Source organism: Mucilaginibacter sp. (assembly GCF_028287845.1).
Taxonomy (GTDB): Bacteria; Bacteroidota; Bacteroidia; order Sphingobacteriales; family Sphingobacteriaceae; genus Mucilaginibacter.
Genome location: NZ_JAQBOW010000111.1, coordinates 1 through 16,430, shown reverse-complemented (window position 1 = coordinate 16,430; position 16,430 = coordinate 1). Strand labels below are relative to the sequence as shown.

At 40.5% G+C, this 16,430-nt stretch carries 13 protein-coding genes; 6 read left to right on the top strand and 7 right to left on the bottom strand.

Features of this window, described 5'->3' with window-relative positions; genetic code table 11:
• Positions 1 to 59 precede the first annotated feature (59 nt).
• A complete protein-coding gene (locus tag JWP71_RS11570) occupies positions 60 to 728 on the top strand; it encodes an OmpA family protein (protein ID WP_299499979.1) in 669 nt (222 codons plus the stop codon).
• A gap of 151 nt (positions 729 to 879) precedes the next feature.
• Here the strand turns inward: JWP71_RS11570 and JWP71_RS11565 are convergent, their stop codons facing one another.
• Positions 880 to 1,815, bottom strand: coding sequence for a hydrogen peroxide-inducible genes activator (locus tag JWP71_RS11565; RefSeq protein ID WP_299499977.1), 936 nt, complete (start codon positions 1,813 to 1,815; stop codon positions 880 to 882).
• Between the two features lie 90 nt (positions 1,816 to 1,905).
• Between JWP71_RS11565 and JWP71_RS11560 the strand changes: the two genes are divergently transcribed.
• Positions 1,906 to 3,405, top strand: a complete 1,500-nt coding sequence (locus tag JWP71_RS11560) for a catalase (RefSeq protein ID WP_299499975.1) — start codon at positions 1,906 to 1,908, stop codon at positions 3,403 to 3,405.
• A 104-nt stretch (positions 3,406 to 3,509) separates the two neighbouring features.
• On the opposite strand, the gene glmS is transcribed toward JWP71_RS11560, so the two are convergent.
• The 3 genes from glmS to JWP71_RS11545 all read right to left on the bottom strand — a co-directional run bounded on the left by glmS (position 3,510) and on the right by JWP71_RS11545 (position 7,647).
• Positions 3,510 to 5,345, bottom strand: coding sequence for a glutamine--fructose-6-phosphate transaminase (isomerizing) (gene glmS / locus JWP71_RS11555; RefSeq protein WP_299499973.1), 1,836 nt, complete (start codon positions 5,343 to 5,345; stop codon positions 3,510 to 3,512).
• A 61-nt stretch (positions 5,346 to 5,406) separates the two neighbouring features.
• The gene (locus tag JWP71_RS11550; protein WP_299499971.1) at positions 5,407 to 6,807 is read right to left on the bottom strand and encodes a DUF4270 domain-containing protein; all 1,401 of its coding nucleotides are present in this window, start codon (positions 6,805 to 6,807) and stop codon (positions 5,407 to 5,409) included.
• 15 nt (positions 6,808 to 6,822) lie between these two features.
• On the bottom strand, positions 6,823 to 7,647 hold the full coding sequence (locus tag JWP71_RS11545; RefSeq protein WP_299500000.1) for a glycogen/starch synthase: 825 nt from the start codon (positions 7,645 to 7,647) through the stop codon (positions 6,823 to 6,825).
• A gap of 152 nt (positions 7,648 to 7,799) precedes the next feature.
• On the opposite strand from JWP71_RS11545, the gene panC reads away from it, so the two are divergent.
• The gene (gene panC / locus JWP71_RS11540) at positions 7,800 to 8,645 is read left to right on the top strand and encodes a pantoate--beta-alanine ligase (protein ID WP_299499969.1); all 846 of its coding nucleotides are present in this window, start codon (positions 7,800 to 7,802) and stop codon (positions 8,643 to 8,645) included.
• Between the two features lie 118 nt (positions 8,646 to 8,763).
• Entirely contained in the window at positions 8,764 to 9,114 is a 351-nt protein-coding gene (gene panD, locus JWP71_RS11535; protein ID WP_299499966.1) for an aspartate 1-decarboxylase, read from the top strand.
• Here the strand turns inward: panD and JWP71_RS11530 are convergent, their stop codons facing one another.
• Complete coding sequence (locus tag JWP71_RS11530) at positions 9,115 to 9,648, bottom strand: hypothetical protein (RefSeq protein ID WP_299499963.1); 534 nt, start codon at positions 9,646 to 9,648, stop codon at positions 9,115 to 9,117.
• A 283-nt stretch (positions 9,649 to 9,931) separates the two neighbouring features.
• Here JWP71_RS11530 and carB point away from each other — a divergent pair, with 283 nt between their 5' ends.
• Positions 9,932 to 12,751 carry a carbamoyl-phosphate synthase large subunit gene (carB, locus tag JWP71_RS11525; RefSeq protein ID WP_299499959.1) on the top strand — a complete coding sequence of 940 codons (2,820 nt, stop codon included), beginning with the start codon at positions 9,932 to 9,934 and terminating at the stop codon, positions 12,749 to 12,751.
• Positions 12,752 to 13,100: 349 nt separating this feature from the next.
• Here carB and JWP71_RS11520 read toward each other — a convergent pair whose 3' ends face one another.
• Entirely contained in the window at positions 13,101 to 13,565 is a 465-nt protein-coding gene (locus JWP71_RS11520; protein ID WP_299499956.1) for a DUF4920 domain-containing protein, read from the bottom strand.
• A 558-nt stretch (positions 13,566 to 14,123) separates the two neighbouring features.
• On the opposite strand from JWP71_RS11520, the gene JWP71_RS11515 reads away from it, so the two are divergent.
• A complete protein-coding gene (locus JWP71_RS11515; RefSeq protein ID WP_299499953.1) occupies positions 14,124 to 15,512 on the top strand; it encodes a hypothetical protein in 1,389 nt (462 codons plus the stop codon).
• A 63-nt stretch (positions 15,513 to 15,575) separates the two neighbouring features.
• Here the strand turns inward: JWP71_RS11515 and JWP71_RS11510 are convergent.
• On the bottom strand, positions 15,576 to 16,430 hold an 855-nt coding region (locus JWP71_RS11510; protein ID WP_299499951.1), incomplete at its 5' end, for a magnesium chelatase domain-containing protein.

Genomic DNA, 16,430 nt, shown 5'->3' with positions numbered 1-16,430 from the left:
GCATTATATCTTAATTGGCATTGAGTTTGCCTAGTATTACTTACATAATAATTAATAATATGCGAGCGATAAATAACAAGATAATAGCCGTTGGATTAATAATAAGCATTTTTGGCGCAGGTTGTAGTTCATTAACCAAAACTCAAAAAGGAGCAGCAATTGGCGCCGGCGCCGGTGGCACAATAGGGGCATTTATTGGCCATAGTGCCGGTAATACCGCGTTAGGGGCCATAATTGGTGGTGCAGTGGGTGGTACGGCAGGAGCATTTATTGGCCATAAAATGGATAAACAGGCTGCCGAGCTTAAACAAACTGTACCCGGTGCAACGGTAATACGCCAGGGCGAAGGCATTATTGTAAAATTTGATTCGGGTATTTTATTTGACAGCGATAAGGCTGATTTAAAACCCGCTGCCCAATCTAACTTACATAACCTATCGGCATCACTGCAAAACAATCCGCAAACAAATATTACCATAATTGGCCATACAGACAACACCGGTACCGATGAGCATAACATGGATCTGTCTATTCGCAGAGCCGAGGCTGTGAGGTCATTTATTGTATCAAACCAAGTTGATGGAGCGCGTTTAGCTACGCAAGGCAAAGGCAAATCAGAACCAATAGCTGATAATAGTACAGTTGAGGGTCGTGCCCAAAATCGGCGTGTAGAAATAGCCATTGTTGCTAATGAACAGATGAAAAAGCAAGCCGTGCAAGGTAATTAAAGATAATATCTAAATAGTTTTTTATGGGCCCTGGCTTTTATAGCCGGGGTTTGTTTTTAACGCTAAATATGCAATAATATGGATGTACAATATTTGTCTTTGCTCTTAATCTTCATTTTTGCCATATGTGTATAAAAAAAGAGGTGATGGTTTAAAACTCCATCACCGCTTTTTTCTTTTTGTTTTTCATCCGTTTGGGTACAAATTCTAATATCTCATTTTTTAGTGCTTCTATCATGCGACGCTTTAAGAAATTGCGTTGTATAACAATGCTTACTTCCCTTGCCGGTTCGGGCGATTTAAAGTAGCGCACCCTGTCTAATTGCTTATCAGTCAGATCTATCAACGCTAATTCGGGTAGTATAGTGGCCCCGTTGTTTTGGTCAACCATGCGCTTTAAGGTTTCTACGCTGCCTGTATTATATTCAAAATGTTGAAAGCCTTGTGTTGATTTGCGTCGCTGGCAAATATTTAAAACCTGCTCACGCATGCAATGACCCTCGTTAAGCACCCATATCTCCTCTATATCAATATCCTCCGGAATAATGTTTTTCTTTTTGTATAGTTTACTTTGCTTTGACGCGTAGGCTACAAAGTTTTCATAAAACACCGGGATTTCGATCAGGCTGCTTTCATGTAAAGGGGTTGATAATATACCACAATCCAGCGTTCCTAACTTTAATTGTTGTATTATCTGCTCAGTAGTTTGTTCCCAAACTATCAGTTTTACCTGTGGATATTTTTCAATAAAACCATGCAGTATTTTAGGCAATATATATGGCGACACGGTAGGTATAATACCAACCTTTAGTTCGCCGGATAGCTCTTTTTGCCTGTCGGATATTATTTCTTTGATCTTTTCGCTCTCTGCCAATAATATCCGCGCCTGGGTTATAATATCAATTCCTATTTCGGTGGGGGTTACGGGTTGCTTGCTCCTGTCAAATAATTTAACGCCTAAAGTATCTTCCAGCTTTTGTATTTGCATACTAAGGGTTGGCTGGGTTACAAAACATTTTTCGGCGGCTGCTACAAAGCTTCTGTAGGTATCAACCGCAACAAGGTATTCAAGCTGAACAATTGTCATATAGATTTAATCTATACAAATATAATAATTATTGATTTTTTCTATTGAAATATTATCAGGAAGTTTGATAAATACTTAAAGCCAATAATTATGGAAACTCCAAAGAAAAAACTGACTACAGCGTCAGGTATTCCGTATGCAGAAAATGAAAACTCAATGACAGCCGGCCCGCGCGGTCCGATATTATTACAGGATTTCATTTTGCATGAAAAAATGGCCCACTTTAACCGGGAGCGTATTCCAGAAAGAGTGGTACATGCAAAAGGGTCTGGCGCATACGGCACATTAACCATAACGCATGACATCTCTAAATATACACGCGCGAAAATATTTAATCAAATAGGTAAGCAAACCAAGCTTTTCCTGCGTTTTTCAACGGTAGGCGGTGAAAAAGGTTCGGCAGATACCGAACGCGACCCACGTGGCTTTGCCCTCAAGTTTTATACTGAAGAAGGCAACTGGGATCTTGTAGGGAACAACACACCAGTGTTTTTTATAAAGGACCCTAAAAAATTCGGTGATTTTATTCATACACAAAAGCGCGACCCGTATACAAATTGCAAAAGCGCCACGATGATGTGGGATTTTTGGTCATTAAACCCCGAGAGTTTGCACCAGGTTACCATTTTGATGTCTGACAGGGGCACGCCCCACGGTTACCGTCATATGGATGGTTTTGGCAGTCATACATTTTCATTAATAAATGCCAATAACGAGCGTTTTTGGGTTAAGTTCCACTTTAAAACCCAGCAGGGAATAAAGAATTTTACAGATGAAGAAGCGGGTGCAATGCGCGGGAAAAACCCCGATTTTGCCCAACATGATTTGCTCACATCAATTGAAAATGGCAACTTCCCTAAATGGGCAATGAAAATACAGGTAATGCCTGAGGCGGATGCTAAAACCTACCCTATTAATCCATTTGATCTGACTAAGGTATGGCCGCATGGCGATTATCCATTAATTGATGTAGGCGTGCTTGAATTAAATGAAAATCCTGATAACTATTTTGCCCATGTTGAACAGGCGGCATTTGCTCCGGCCCACGTTGTTGATGGCATTGGTTATTCTCCTGATAAAATGCTGCAAGGAAGGATATTATCATATCCTGATGCACATCGTTACCGGTTAGGTGCTAATTATGAGCAGATACCGGTAAATAAATGCCCGTTTATGGTAAATAATTATGAGCGCGACGGACAAATGAGGGTTGATGGCAACCAGGGCTCTGCGCCAAACTATTTTCCTAATAGCTTTGATGATATAGAGCCGGATCCGGCTTATAAAGAACCAGCCTGGGATTTTGGCTCATCGGTAGGGGATTGGTATGATAGAAATGCAGAGGGTGAAAACGACCATTATACACAACCGGGTAATTTATACCGTTTAATGAATGATGATCAAAAGCACGATTTGATTAAAAATATCACCCATTCAATGAGCGGTATTGACGGGCCAAAAAAAGAGCTTATTGTTAACAGGCAACTTTGCCATTGGTTCAGGGCTGATATTGGCCTCGGTATGGCAATTGCTAAAGGCCTTGACCTAAATCTGCAGGAAACCATGCAGCATATGCCGGCTGCTGTTTAGCGATTAGAGTTAAAGATTAGAAATTAGTTATATGAAAAGCGCCCCCAATAATGGGGGCGCTTTATTTTTGATACCAACCAATCACTAATTTCTACGCGAAGCGCTTACTCTACAGTAACTGATTTTGCCAAATTACGCGGCTGATCAACATTACATCCACGCATTACAGCTATATGGTAGGCCAACAATTGCAACGGTATAGTTGCCAGCAATGGTACAAATGCATCATCGGTTTGCGGTATCTCAATTACGTATTCGGCCATGTTTTTTACTTCAACATCGCCCTCGGTCACAATAGCTATAACATGGCCGCCACGGGCCTTTACTTCCTGTATATTGCTAACCACTTTTTCATACGAAGAATTTTTTGTAGCAATAAATATAACCGGCAACGCGTCATCAATTAAAGCAATAGGGCCGTGTTTCATTTCGGCAGCCGGATAACCTTCGGCATGTACATATGATATTTCTTTAAGTTTAAGTGCCCCCTCTAATGCAACAGGGAAGGAACTGCCCCTGCCCAAGAATAAGCAGTTATTTGAATCTTTAAATTGCGCCGCTATTTTCTCAACATGGTTATTGCATAACAAGGTTCTCTCAACCAATGCCGGTATTTCATCCAGCTCAGTTAAATACTCAACCAGTTTACTTTGAGTAATGGTGCCTCTTTGCTGGGCAATATAAAACGCAATTAAAGTTAAAACGGTAACCTGGGCAGTGAAGGCTTTAGTAGAAGCAACACCAATTTCCGGTCCGGCGTGTGTATAAACCCCCGCATCCGTAATACGCGGAATAGAAGCGCCAACTACATTACAAATGCCGAAAATTGTTGCTCCGCGTTCTTTAGCTATTTCAAGGGCCGCCATGGTATCGGCAGTTTCTCCTGATTGAGAAATTGCTATTACCAAGTCTTTGGAGGTAATTATTGGGTTACGATATCTAAATTCAGAAGCATATTCAACTTCAACAGGAACACGTGCATATTCTTCTATTAAATATTCACCCACTAAACCGGCATGCCACGAAGTACCACAGGCAACAATAATTATACGGTCAACATTTTTAAGCTTTTCAATATAATCTTTTATACCTCCCAGTTGTACTTTACCCTGTGCGGGGTAAATACGTCCGCGCAAACAATCACGAATGGAACGAGGCTGCTCATATATCTCTTTTAGCATGAAGTGATCATAGCCGCCCTTTTCCAGAGCCTCCAACTTCATGTCAAGTTCATGTACGTACGGCGTTTGTATTGTGTTGTCAATGTTTTTTATAAGCAGCTCATCACGATGTATATACGCAATTTCGTTATCATTTAAGTAAATAACGTTTTTGGTATACTCAACAATTGGTGTAGCGTCTGATGCTACAAAGTATTCGCCTTTGCCAACACCAATTACCATAGGGCTGCCTTTACGGGCGGCTATTAAAACATCAGGTTCATCGGCGCTCATTATAACTATAGCATAAGCACCTATAACCTTATTTAAGGTTATTCTAACCGCTTCAAGCAGGTCAAGCCCCGTTTCTGTTTGTATGTCTTCAACCAAATGTATTAAAACCTCAGTATCTGTGTCACTTTTAAACACATGGCCTTTGGCTAATAAAGTTTCTTTAATAACGCCATAATTTTCGATGATGCCGTTATGTATAATAGAAAGTTTTCGATCTCCTGAAGAATGCGGATGCGAATTGCGGTCACTAGGTGCGCCATGTGTTGCCCAGCGGGTATGTCCCATGCCAACGCTGCCGGTTAAATTTATATCTTTAACAAAGTTTTCTAGATCGCTTACCTTTCCGGCTTTTTTATAAACTTTAAGTCCCTTATCATATAAAGCAATCCCGGCACTATCATATCCACGATACTCCAGGCGGTGTAAGCCTTTGATAATTATCGGGTAAGCTTCTCTATAACCTATATAGCCTACAATTCCACACATATAAATAAATTAAGATTAAGTAATCTAACAAAAATAGTCAGCTATATGATAATATCAATAGTTATTTAGCTATTTTAGTATAGATTAAATTAAGCTTTATGCGTAAAGGGGTTCTTGTATCAGCACCGGCAGCATTATCAGGTCCGACAGCAGAGGTGCGGCCATCAACTTGCGCAGTAACAGCCATAGTATTATTAGTATCATTTGGAACCACACCAATAAAAGTACCATGGTCCGCTCCGCCACTCAGCAAATCCTGAATATAGGCCGTTAAAAGAAAATGATATTGTTGTGAAGGCGCGTTATAAAAACCGCCAAAAGTTGCTGCGCCAAATGCCCTCGGATCACCCGGACTGGTAGCATCCTCAACCAATGCGCGTTGATTTGCCAGGTCATACCTGTAAATAGTTAATTTGCGTACAGGCGCAAAAGGTATTGTTGATCCCGGGGCGGCCGTAATAACAAGTTCGGCCCGGTTTATTACAATGTTACTACCTAAGCTTTTAACAATATTTTTGAGATAAGGAAAGCTTATGCGAGTTCTTAAGCCACCTAATCCCTGAATATAAATTCCTTTGCCTGGCGTAGTAGTATTACTCAGTTCTGCTTGTACTGTAGTTGAGTAAGTGTGTTTAATTTCTGCAGCATGTAAGACACTTGGTAATGATACCGAAGCCGTATCAATTGCGGTACCGTCAAAATTCTTATAATATATTTGTATTGCAGCAGCCGAATCTAACGCAAACATAAATGTACCGCCGGGCCCTGATTGGTTTTTATCAAGCGTAATATACAAACCCTTTACATTATTTTGAAAAACCAGGTTTGAGGATAGCTGCGTAGCACTAGCATTATATAATATATTATTTATAAAATTCGGGTTGATTGGTATTCGTAATTGTGGCGGGATTTTTACAAGTGTATCCGGCCCCCCGGCTACTGCCTGAACAATTTTTATACTATCTCCTGTTCTTGAAAAGAAAGATTTGGTGCCCAGCAAGTTCGAGCTGTCGTATTTCCACTTTTTAGTATTAATGTACTTTGAACTTGCAAATAGCCTTTCAGCAAGCTGGTATACATTTACTTTATACCTTGATGCGATAGAGTCGCCGTAGAAACCCGGGGCATATCTAAGTACCAGTATTGCAGAGTCTATGCTTATAGTTCCCGGCGGAATAACATAGGCCGTACTGCCTGGCAAATTCAGGTCGATAGCCAAATTAGCTTCGGTTGTACCAAATAGCGGGTCCTTAAAATAAGAAAGCGGCGTTACCGGTAAGGCGCTGGTTGCAACGCTATCGTCTGGAATAGTATTAACTATTATAGTTGATGTATCTATCAGGTTATTACTTAATTGAGTTGCCGAATTAACGCCTAAACCAATAGTATCCTGATTTTTACAGCTATTCAAAATAAAAAGACTTATCAACAGGGTTAATAAGTCTAATCTAAAAAATTTCATATATGATCTCAAAGCTTATACAACGTTCACCAATTCCTCATTGGCAATTTCGTCGTAAAAATTGTAATAATTTTCGAAATCTGAGGTAGAATTGAATTCTAAAACCGATTTATGGCTGTTTTTAACATTATTTAACACATCCTCATCGATATTCTCACTACCCAATACAATTGCATCGCTATAATGAATAGCACCTTCGTATAGTGCGGTGTTTGTGCCGGGCTTGTAAATGTCTATATGTTTTTCGGTCATATCACCCATAACGGCTTTATTAGAAAAATCAGTATTCATCTGGCCTTTAAAATTATTCTCATAAATTGAATAAACCACTTTAGAATTTTTAAAAGTAGGGTCGTCTTTATAAGTAGTTTTTAAATACGCCGGAACCAATGAACTCATCCACCCGTGGCAATGAATTATATCAGGCGCCCAGCCTAATTTTTTAACCGTTTCTAATGCACCCTTGCAAAAGAATATCATACGCTCGTCATTATCGGCGTAAAATTTGCCGTCTTTATCCTCAAACACATGCTTACGCTGGAAATATTCTTCATTATCCAAAAAATATACCTGCATACGCGCCGCAGGGATAGATGCAACTTTTATGATCAGCGGATTATCGTTGTCATTAATAATAATATTCATGCCCGATAACCTGATCACTTCATGAAGGCGATTCCTGCGCTCATTAATATTTCCGAAACGAGGCATCAGGATACGAATTTCGTAACCTTTTTCCTGCATAGCCTGCGGAAGCTGGCGTGTGATTTCAGAAATTTTTGAGAGTTCAAGGAAAGGTGACATTTCATGAGTTATAAACAAAAGCTTAGATTTACCCATCTCCAAATCAGAATTTAAATTATGTAAAGAACCCAAAAAAATTGGGTTTGCAAATATAAGCATTATATATGAACTATCAATCAATTATGCAAGTAGTTTTGGTTAATTTTAATGATTTATGCAACTTCGCCCACTTTTTGTAATACATAATATTGAAAAACTTCACTACAAAGGCTGAACTTCAGCAATATTTGGCCCAATTGAAGGCTAAAGGGGCCATTATTGGCTTTGTACCAACAATGGGGGCATTGCACCGGGGGCATTTATCATTAATTACCAAAGCGCAACAACAATGCGATGTTGTGGTTTGCAGTATTTTTGTTAACCCCACACAATTTACTGATCCCAGGGACCTTGAAATATATCCCCGCCCCTTACAAGACGATATAAAAAAACTTGAACTGGTTAACTGCGATATTTTATTTAACCCCGGAGTTGATGAGATGTATGTCGGCAATGAGCAATGGCATTTGGACATAGGTGAGTTGGAAGGATTGTTAGAAGGAAAATTCAGGCCGGGACATTACCAGGGGGTTACACAGATAGTATATAAGCTGTTTAACATAGTTAAACCTGATGTTGCTTTCTTTGGACAGAAAGACTACCAGCAATTCATGGTTATTAGTCGTATGATTAAGCTTTTGAACATGTCGGTTAAGCTGGTAATGTGCCCTATAGAGCGCGAAAGCGACGGATTGGCCATGAGTTCAAGAAACATGCATTTAACACCTGATGACAGACAACATGCACTTATTCTGTCGCAAACATTGAATGATCTCAAACTAAATTTTGACAGCGATAAAATAAATCTGTTAAAGCAAGAGGCGATGTCAACAATTAACAATGTACCCGGGGTTGAGCTGGCCTATTTTGAAATTGCTGATGGCGACACCCTGCTGCCTGCAAATGAGCATACCAAACACATCATCGCTTTGGTAGCGGCAACAGTAGGCAAAATCAGGTTGATTGATAATGTAATTATTAAGAATAAAGATTAGTTATTAAAGATCAGGCCTGTCAACTGTCGGGCTTTTGCGCGTTTTAAATCAATGCAAAGGCAACTAATCTTTACTCTTTAATAACTAATCTTTAATAACCAAACACTAACTTTGCACCATGATTATTGAGGTATTAAAGTCAAAACTTCATAGAGCCAGGGTAACCCAGGCCGAACTAAATTACGTTGGTAGTATTACTATTGATGAAGATTTGATGGATGCGGCAAATATAATTGCCAACGAAAAAGTGCAGATTGTAAATAATAATAATGGCGCCCGTTTTGAAACTTATGTAATAAAAGGCGAGCGCGGAACCGGCACTATATGCCTAAACGGAGCTACTGCCAGACTGGCCCAGGTTGGCGATATTGTTATCATCATGTCATACGCCTATATGGAAATGGATGAAGCACGTGTTTACGAGCCTATTTTGGTTTTCCCGGATACGGATAATAAGCTGCTTAAATAACTATTTTTTTCCTGCAGGATAAGCGTTAATGCCCAACACTAAATGCAAGCTTACATCAACAGGTGTTTTTTTGCGCAATTCGTAAACCATCTTTACCCGGATATCCGGTTCGCGCACCAGGGGGTCTAAAAACTTTGAGTTATCAATATCCAGCGTCATGGTATTACCAACGCCGGGGCTTATATCTGTGCGCGAGGCCACTAAAATCTCATCTTTCCCATCTTCTTTGGCCATATAAATTTTTACAAATTTTAAATCGCCGATATTAAAATCATCAGGCTGTACAGATTGCAGCTTGGCCGAAATAATGCTTACCTCGCTTACATTATTGCCATTATTGCCGCTTTTTGAAAAGTTTTGATCAAAACTGGTAGCCAAACTTACGGCGGAATAACTTTTATTAACCGCTGCCGTAGCCGGAATGGTTAAATTGGCCGTATAGGGAAAAGTAGACTTAACAATAGACTGCATCATACCACAAGCGGTAATAAACAAACACAATACGGTTGAAATAAATAAAGCTCTCCTTGTCATGGGCTAAATATAAATTAGTAATTATTTCAGTAGTAAATATCGGTTAATATAAATTAAAAATCATTTGAAAATCATGATAATTTGATTGAAGAGGATTATTGTAAAAAATTAAACCCCAAATAGCTGTATTTTTCTATCTTTGCATCCCGACGCTGAAGTCGGGATTTTTCGCTTTCAGCGCATAGTATTTCAAGCCCATTGTCGGTAGTTAATAACCCATAGTCATTTGATTTTTGGGCCAGACTTAAGACTCGGGACTTAAGACTAAAGACTCAAAAAGACTATGCCCAAAGACACCTCCATTAAATCTGTACTAATTATTGGTTCGGGCCCTATTATTATAGGCCAGGCCTGCGAATTTGATTATGCCGGCTCGCAAGCCGCGCTTTCACTAAAAGAAGAAGGCATTACGGTATCTATCATCAATAGCAATCCGGCTACTATTATGACGGATAAAGTTATTGGCGATCATGTTTACCTATTGCCCCTTACTTGTGAAAGTATTGAACAGATCCTTATCGAACAAAAAATTGATGCAGTGCTGCCTACTATGGGTGGCCAAACAGCGCTTAATCTTTGTATTGAAGCTGACGAACAGGGATTATGGAAAAAATACGGTGTAAAAATTGTAGGCGTAGATATAGCCGCAATTGAAAAAACAGAAAACCGCGAAGCTTTCCGGCAGTTAATGGTGGATATTGGAGTTGGTGTGGCTACCTCAAAAATTGCAAACTCTTTTTTAGAAGGCAAAGAAGCGGCGCAAGAAATTGGTTTCCCGCTGGTTATACGCCCAAGCTATACACTGGGTGGTAAAGGAGCGGGCTTTGTACATAAAAAAGAAGAATTTGATGCAGCGTTAAGCCGCGGCCTGCAGGCATCGCCAACCCACGAGGTATTGGTGGAGCAGGCTGTTTTAGGTTGGAAAGAGTATGAACTGGAGTTGCTGAGGGATAATAATGATAATGTAATTATCATTTGCTCGATAGAGAATTTTGACCCGATGGGCATCCATACCGGCGACTCAATAACCGTGGCCCCGGCCATGACCTTAAGCGACCGCTGCTATCAGGAAATGCGTAACCAGGCTATTAAAATGATGCGTGCCATTGGTAATTTTGCCGGCGGGTGCAACGTACAGTTCTCTGTTAACCCGGCCGATGAAGCCATAATAGCTATCGAAATTAACCCGCGTGTGTCACGCTCATCAGCATTAGCATCAAAAGCAACAGGTTATCCTATTGCTAAGATAGCTGCTAAACTGGCTATCGGGTATAACCTTGATGAAATAGAAAACCAGATAACTAAAACCACATCAGCTTATTTTGAACCTACGCTGGATTATGTGATAGTTAAAATACCACGCTGGAACTTTGATAAATTTAAAGGCGCTAACCGCGAGCTGGGCCTGCAAATGAAATCGGTTGGCGAGGTGATGGGCATTGGCCGCAGCTTTATTGAGGCGCTGCAAAAGGCCTGTCAGAGTTTAGAAATTGGCCGTGCAGGTTTGGGTGCCGATGGCAAACAAAGCCGCAATCTCGAAGAGATTATGCATAGTCTGGAGCATCCAAGCTGGGACAGGCTATTCCATGTGTATGATGCTTTAAGTTTAGGTGTGCCGATTGAGTCTGTTAGAAAAGCTACTAAAATTGATCGCTGGTTCCTGAACCAGATTATGGATATAGTGAACCTGGAGATTGAGCTGCGTCGCTACTCGTTAAACAATATTCCGGAAGATTTTTTCTTTACATTGAAACAAAAAGGATTTTCGGATGCGCAAATAGCTTATATCCTGCATAATAACACTACCGAAGAAGATGTTTACCTGCGCCGAAAAGAACTGGGTATTAAGCGCGTATACAAAATGGTTGATACCTGCGCTGCCGAGTTCCCTGCAAAAACACCATATTATTACTCTACTTATGAGGGTGAGAATGAATCCATCGTATCTGATAAGAAAAAGATAATTGTACTGGGCTCGGGCCCTAACCGTATTGGCCAGGGCATTGAGTTTGATTATAGTTGTGTACATGGCTTGCTTGCCGCTAAAGAAGCCGGCTTTGAAGCGATAATGATCAACTGTAACCCCGAAACAGTATCTACCGATTTTAATATGGCCGACAAGCTATATTTTGAACCGGTATTTTGGGAACATGTAAGGGAGATCATCGAACTGGAAAAACCTTACGGCGTTATCGTTCAGCTTGGCGGCCAAACCGCTTTAAAAATGGCCGAGAAAATGCACGAGCATGGTATAAAAATTATAGGTACATCATTCGATAATATGGATATTGCCGAAGATCGTGGTCGTTTTTCAGATCTGTTAAAAGACCTTGATATCCCATATCCAAAATATGGTGTTGCCGAAAGTGCCGAAGAGGCATTAGAAGTAGCGCACCATGTAGGTTACCCGGTACTGGTACGCCCAAGCTATGTATTAGGAGGCCAGGGCATGAGCATTGTAATTAATGATGAGGATCTGGAAAAAGCAGTAGTAAGCTTATTAAAGAACTTACCTGGCAACAGGGTATTGATTGATCATTTCCTTGATCGGGCATCAGAAGCCGAGTCTGACTCTATAAGTGATGGCGAAGATGTGCATATTATTGGTTTAATGGAGCATATTGAACCTGCGGGTATCCACTCGGGCGATTCGTTTGCCGTATTACCGCCGTTTGACCTGTCAGACCATGTTATAAGCAAAATGGAAGAGTACACGGCTAAAATTGCCAGGGCATTAAATGTACGGGGGTTATTAAATATACAGTTCGCTATAAAAAATGAAGAGGTATATGTAATTGAAGCTAATCCACGCGCATCGCGCACTGTACCATTTATAGCTAAAGCATACGATGTGCCTTATATTAATATAGCGGCCAAAGTTATGCTCGAAGTAAATAAGCTTAAAGACTTTACCATTGTACGCAAGCTTAAGGGCTATGCTATAAAAGAACCGGTATTTTCATTCGATAAGTTTCCCGAAGTAGAAAAGGAACTTGGCCCCGAAATGAAATCGACAGGCGAAGCCATACGCTTTATACCCGACTTGCAGGACCCATACTTTAGGCATTTGTATAAAGAGAAGTCAATGTATTTGAGTAAGTAAAGTCGAGACTGAAAGATAAAAGTTAAAGGCGAAAGGTTTTCTTTTCGCCTTTTTTATTGTTTAAGAACGGGAAAGTAGCGGATTATACCGTTAAAACGAGGTGATGTAGTGTTTCACAAAATAATGAAACACATGAAACACTCTTTTAGGTTAAACTATTGATATATAGTAATTTAACAAAATGAGTGAAACACTTTGAAACAGTACAAATACTTTAGGTAAAGTAGAATAAATAACTTATAATAAGTACTTTATGCTATTTTTACGTTTTTTTGCAAATTTGGGGTGAAACACCTGATGTGAAACACTTTTTTTGAAAAAAAATCGAAAATCTTTTATCCTTTCACCTTTATTGGTCCACCATCAACCCCTTTACCTCAAAGGTCAGCCTCCGCTTCGGATCGGTCTTTTCCATGTGTTGTTTCTTACCACTTACCGTATCCCCCGCAAAATGCTGCAGGTCATCAGCCATAAATTGTTTTTCGGCTATGCCTTCTGCTATTACAATTTTTCCTTTCAAATCAGCGGGAATTGTGATTGTATAGCTTTTAAAATGTGCAGCAATTATTTTGCCTTTGCCGGCATCCAGCTCAAACCAGCCGCCTTTTTGTTTGGTCACTTTGGTAACCCATCCCCGTATAGTAGTGTTTATCCGTGTTTTTTTTCCCATTAATGCTTCAACTTTCGCGGCATCTACCATAGCCGTAATATTGGGCCTAACCCCGAAAACCATACCATGTGGCAATGGTGTATGCTTTTGTGCAAAAACAGTTAGGTTTAAAAAAAATATAACCATCAAAAACAGGTGTTTCATAACAACGCGCTTGTAGCCATACAACATCAAAGTTTAGGGTTGGTTTCAGCGCAAACGCTTTAAAATAATAATACACACCATTAGGAGGCTCCCATGGAGCCTTTTCTAACTTTATAGCTTATTTCTATAAACAGGTGACTCCTCTGGAGTCAAATATCCGCTTTGTTTCACCAAATATTGGCTCCGGAGGAGCTCCCTGTTTATAGACCGACAGGACAAACCCTATTTTTGGCTCCTGTTGAAGCCTCCTTATATAGGCGATACACTTTGAGCTATTTTTATGCGTTTGCCCTAAGGTTGGTTTTAACTTACATACCCATGCAATGGTATACATCGGTTTAATTTGGCCCGATTATGTTAATATTTGTTAAAAAAGGACTTATTAGCCATAGCAGCAAGGTAAATAGCTATGAAATAAATTATATTTAAAAATTATTTTAAACCATTAACAGCATTATTAATAGTTTAATTTCAAAGCCGTAATAAACAACTATCTTTGTGCCCGCGTTAAATAAAATGCGGTGTTGAACTAATAAATTTGTAATATCATTTTAACTCATGAAAAAATCGCTACAAAGCACTTTTTTATTTATATTCCTTTTAGCTGTTGTTGTAACTATAGGCGGGTGTAAAAAGACTACTACTACTACCTACCCTGTACCTCTTGTTGGAACAAATTCTGTAATAAGTACGGTAACTTCATCTACAGCAATAGCCGGCGGATTGATATTTAACTATGATACCGTAGTAGCCAACGGCGTATGCTGGAGTACTACTAACCAAACACCTACTGTAGACGATTCAAAAACAACAGATACTATTGCTAATCATTGGGTAAGTAATTTAACCGGATTAAAACCTAACACAACATATTATTTAAGAGCTTATGCTACAACCGGTTCAGGAACCGGTTATGGTGGTGTAGTAATATTTACAACCAATGCCACAGATGCTGTTCCAACCGGTACGGTAACTACCATTGCAGGTAACGGATCGGCAGGCTATGCCGATGGAACCGGCGCGGGTGTATTATTTAATGGCCCGCAAACAATTTCCTATAACCCGGTATCGGGCTTATTATATGTTAGCGATGCTTTTAATAATATGATAAGAACTGTTACAACAACAGGCACATCACAACCATTAACAAACCCAACCCTTGGGTATTTAGACGGCAATATTGCAACAGCGCTGTTTTATGGCCCCAGAAGTGTAGGGTTTGATGCACAGGGTAATATTTATGTTGCAGATATGGGTAATAATGTAATACGCAAAATTACAACTGCCGGTGTGGTAACTACACTTGCCGGAAATACATATGCCGGTTATATTGACGGCGCAGCTGCGGGGTCTGAGTTTTATAACCCGCAAGCGGTAGTAACAGATCCGGCAGGAAATATTTATGTTGCCGATAGAAGCAACAACCTGATACGTAAAATTACACCTACAGGTACGGTAAGTGTTTTAGCCGGACTTAGAGCCATTAACGGGTATCCGCAATCATCGGTGCCGGGCTTTGTAGATGGTGATGCCGCTACAGCCGAGTTTAATTATCCAATGGCATTAGCCATAGACGCGTCTTTAAATATCTACGTTGCCGATTATAAAAATAGCGCGATAAGAAAAGTTACGCAAGCCGGTGACGTTACTACGATAGCGGGCGGCGGTAATTTCCCTAATCTGCTTGGTTCGCCATCAAGTATAGCAGTTGATGCAAAAAACAATCTATATATTACCGACAATAAGGGGCGCGTATTAGAAATTACATCTGCCGGAATTTTGTATGTATTAGCAGGGGCCACGAATGTTACCGGCTTTGCTGATGGTATTGGTTCGGCTGCCACTTTTAGTAACCCGCAAAGTTTAACCCTTGATGGCCAGGGCAACCTGTACGTAGCCGATTTTGGTAATAACGTTATCCGTAAGGTGGTAATAACTAATAGATAAGGTATTCAAGTGCCTTAAATAAAAAAAGCTCCCGATTTACATCGGGAGCTTTTTTTATTGGTATCAGCCAAACAGCAAACCAAATACATCTTCAATATTTGCAACCATCTTTATATCGATGGTATAGCGCGATAGATCCATGCGCTTTTTATCCTGGGCTGCTGATGGCATATTATACTTGGATATATATATCTGCTCAAAGCCCAGTTTTTGTGCCTCGGCAATGCGTTGCTCTACCCGGTTAACCGCTCTTATTTCGCCCGATAAACCAATCTCGCCGGCAAAGCATGTTTTAAACGGAATAGGGATATTTTGGTACGATGATATAATGGCGGCGGCAAGCCCCAGATCAATAGCCGGATCTTCAACCTTTATGCCGCCGGTTATGTTAAGGAAAACATCCTGCGCACCAAGCTTGAATCCGCAGCGCTTCTCTAACACGGCAAGCAGCATGCTCATACGCTTGGCGTCAAATCCATTTGCATTGCGCTGAGGCGTTCCATATACCGATGTGCTCACCAGTGCCTGGGTTTCTATCAACATGGGCCGCATGCCCTCTAATGTTGCCGATATGGTGATGCCGCTTAATGGCTCATCGCGTTGCGATAATAATATTTCTGACGGATTAGACACCTCACGCAGGCCCTCGCCCAGCATTTCATAAATGCCCAGCTCGGATGCAGAGCCGAACCGGTTTTTTACCGTGCGCAGTATGCGGTAAACATGGTGCCTGTCGCCCTCAAATTGCAAAACGGTATCAACCATGTGCTCCAGTATTTTTGGCCCGGCAATGGCGCCGTCTTTAGTAATATGGCCTATTAAAAATACCGGCGTTGCGCTTTCCTTGGCAAAGCGCAACAATTCGGCAGTACATTCGCGCACCTGCGATACACTGCCCGGTGTAGATTCTATATGTGA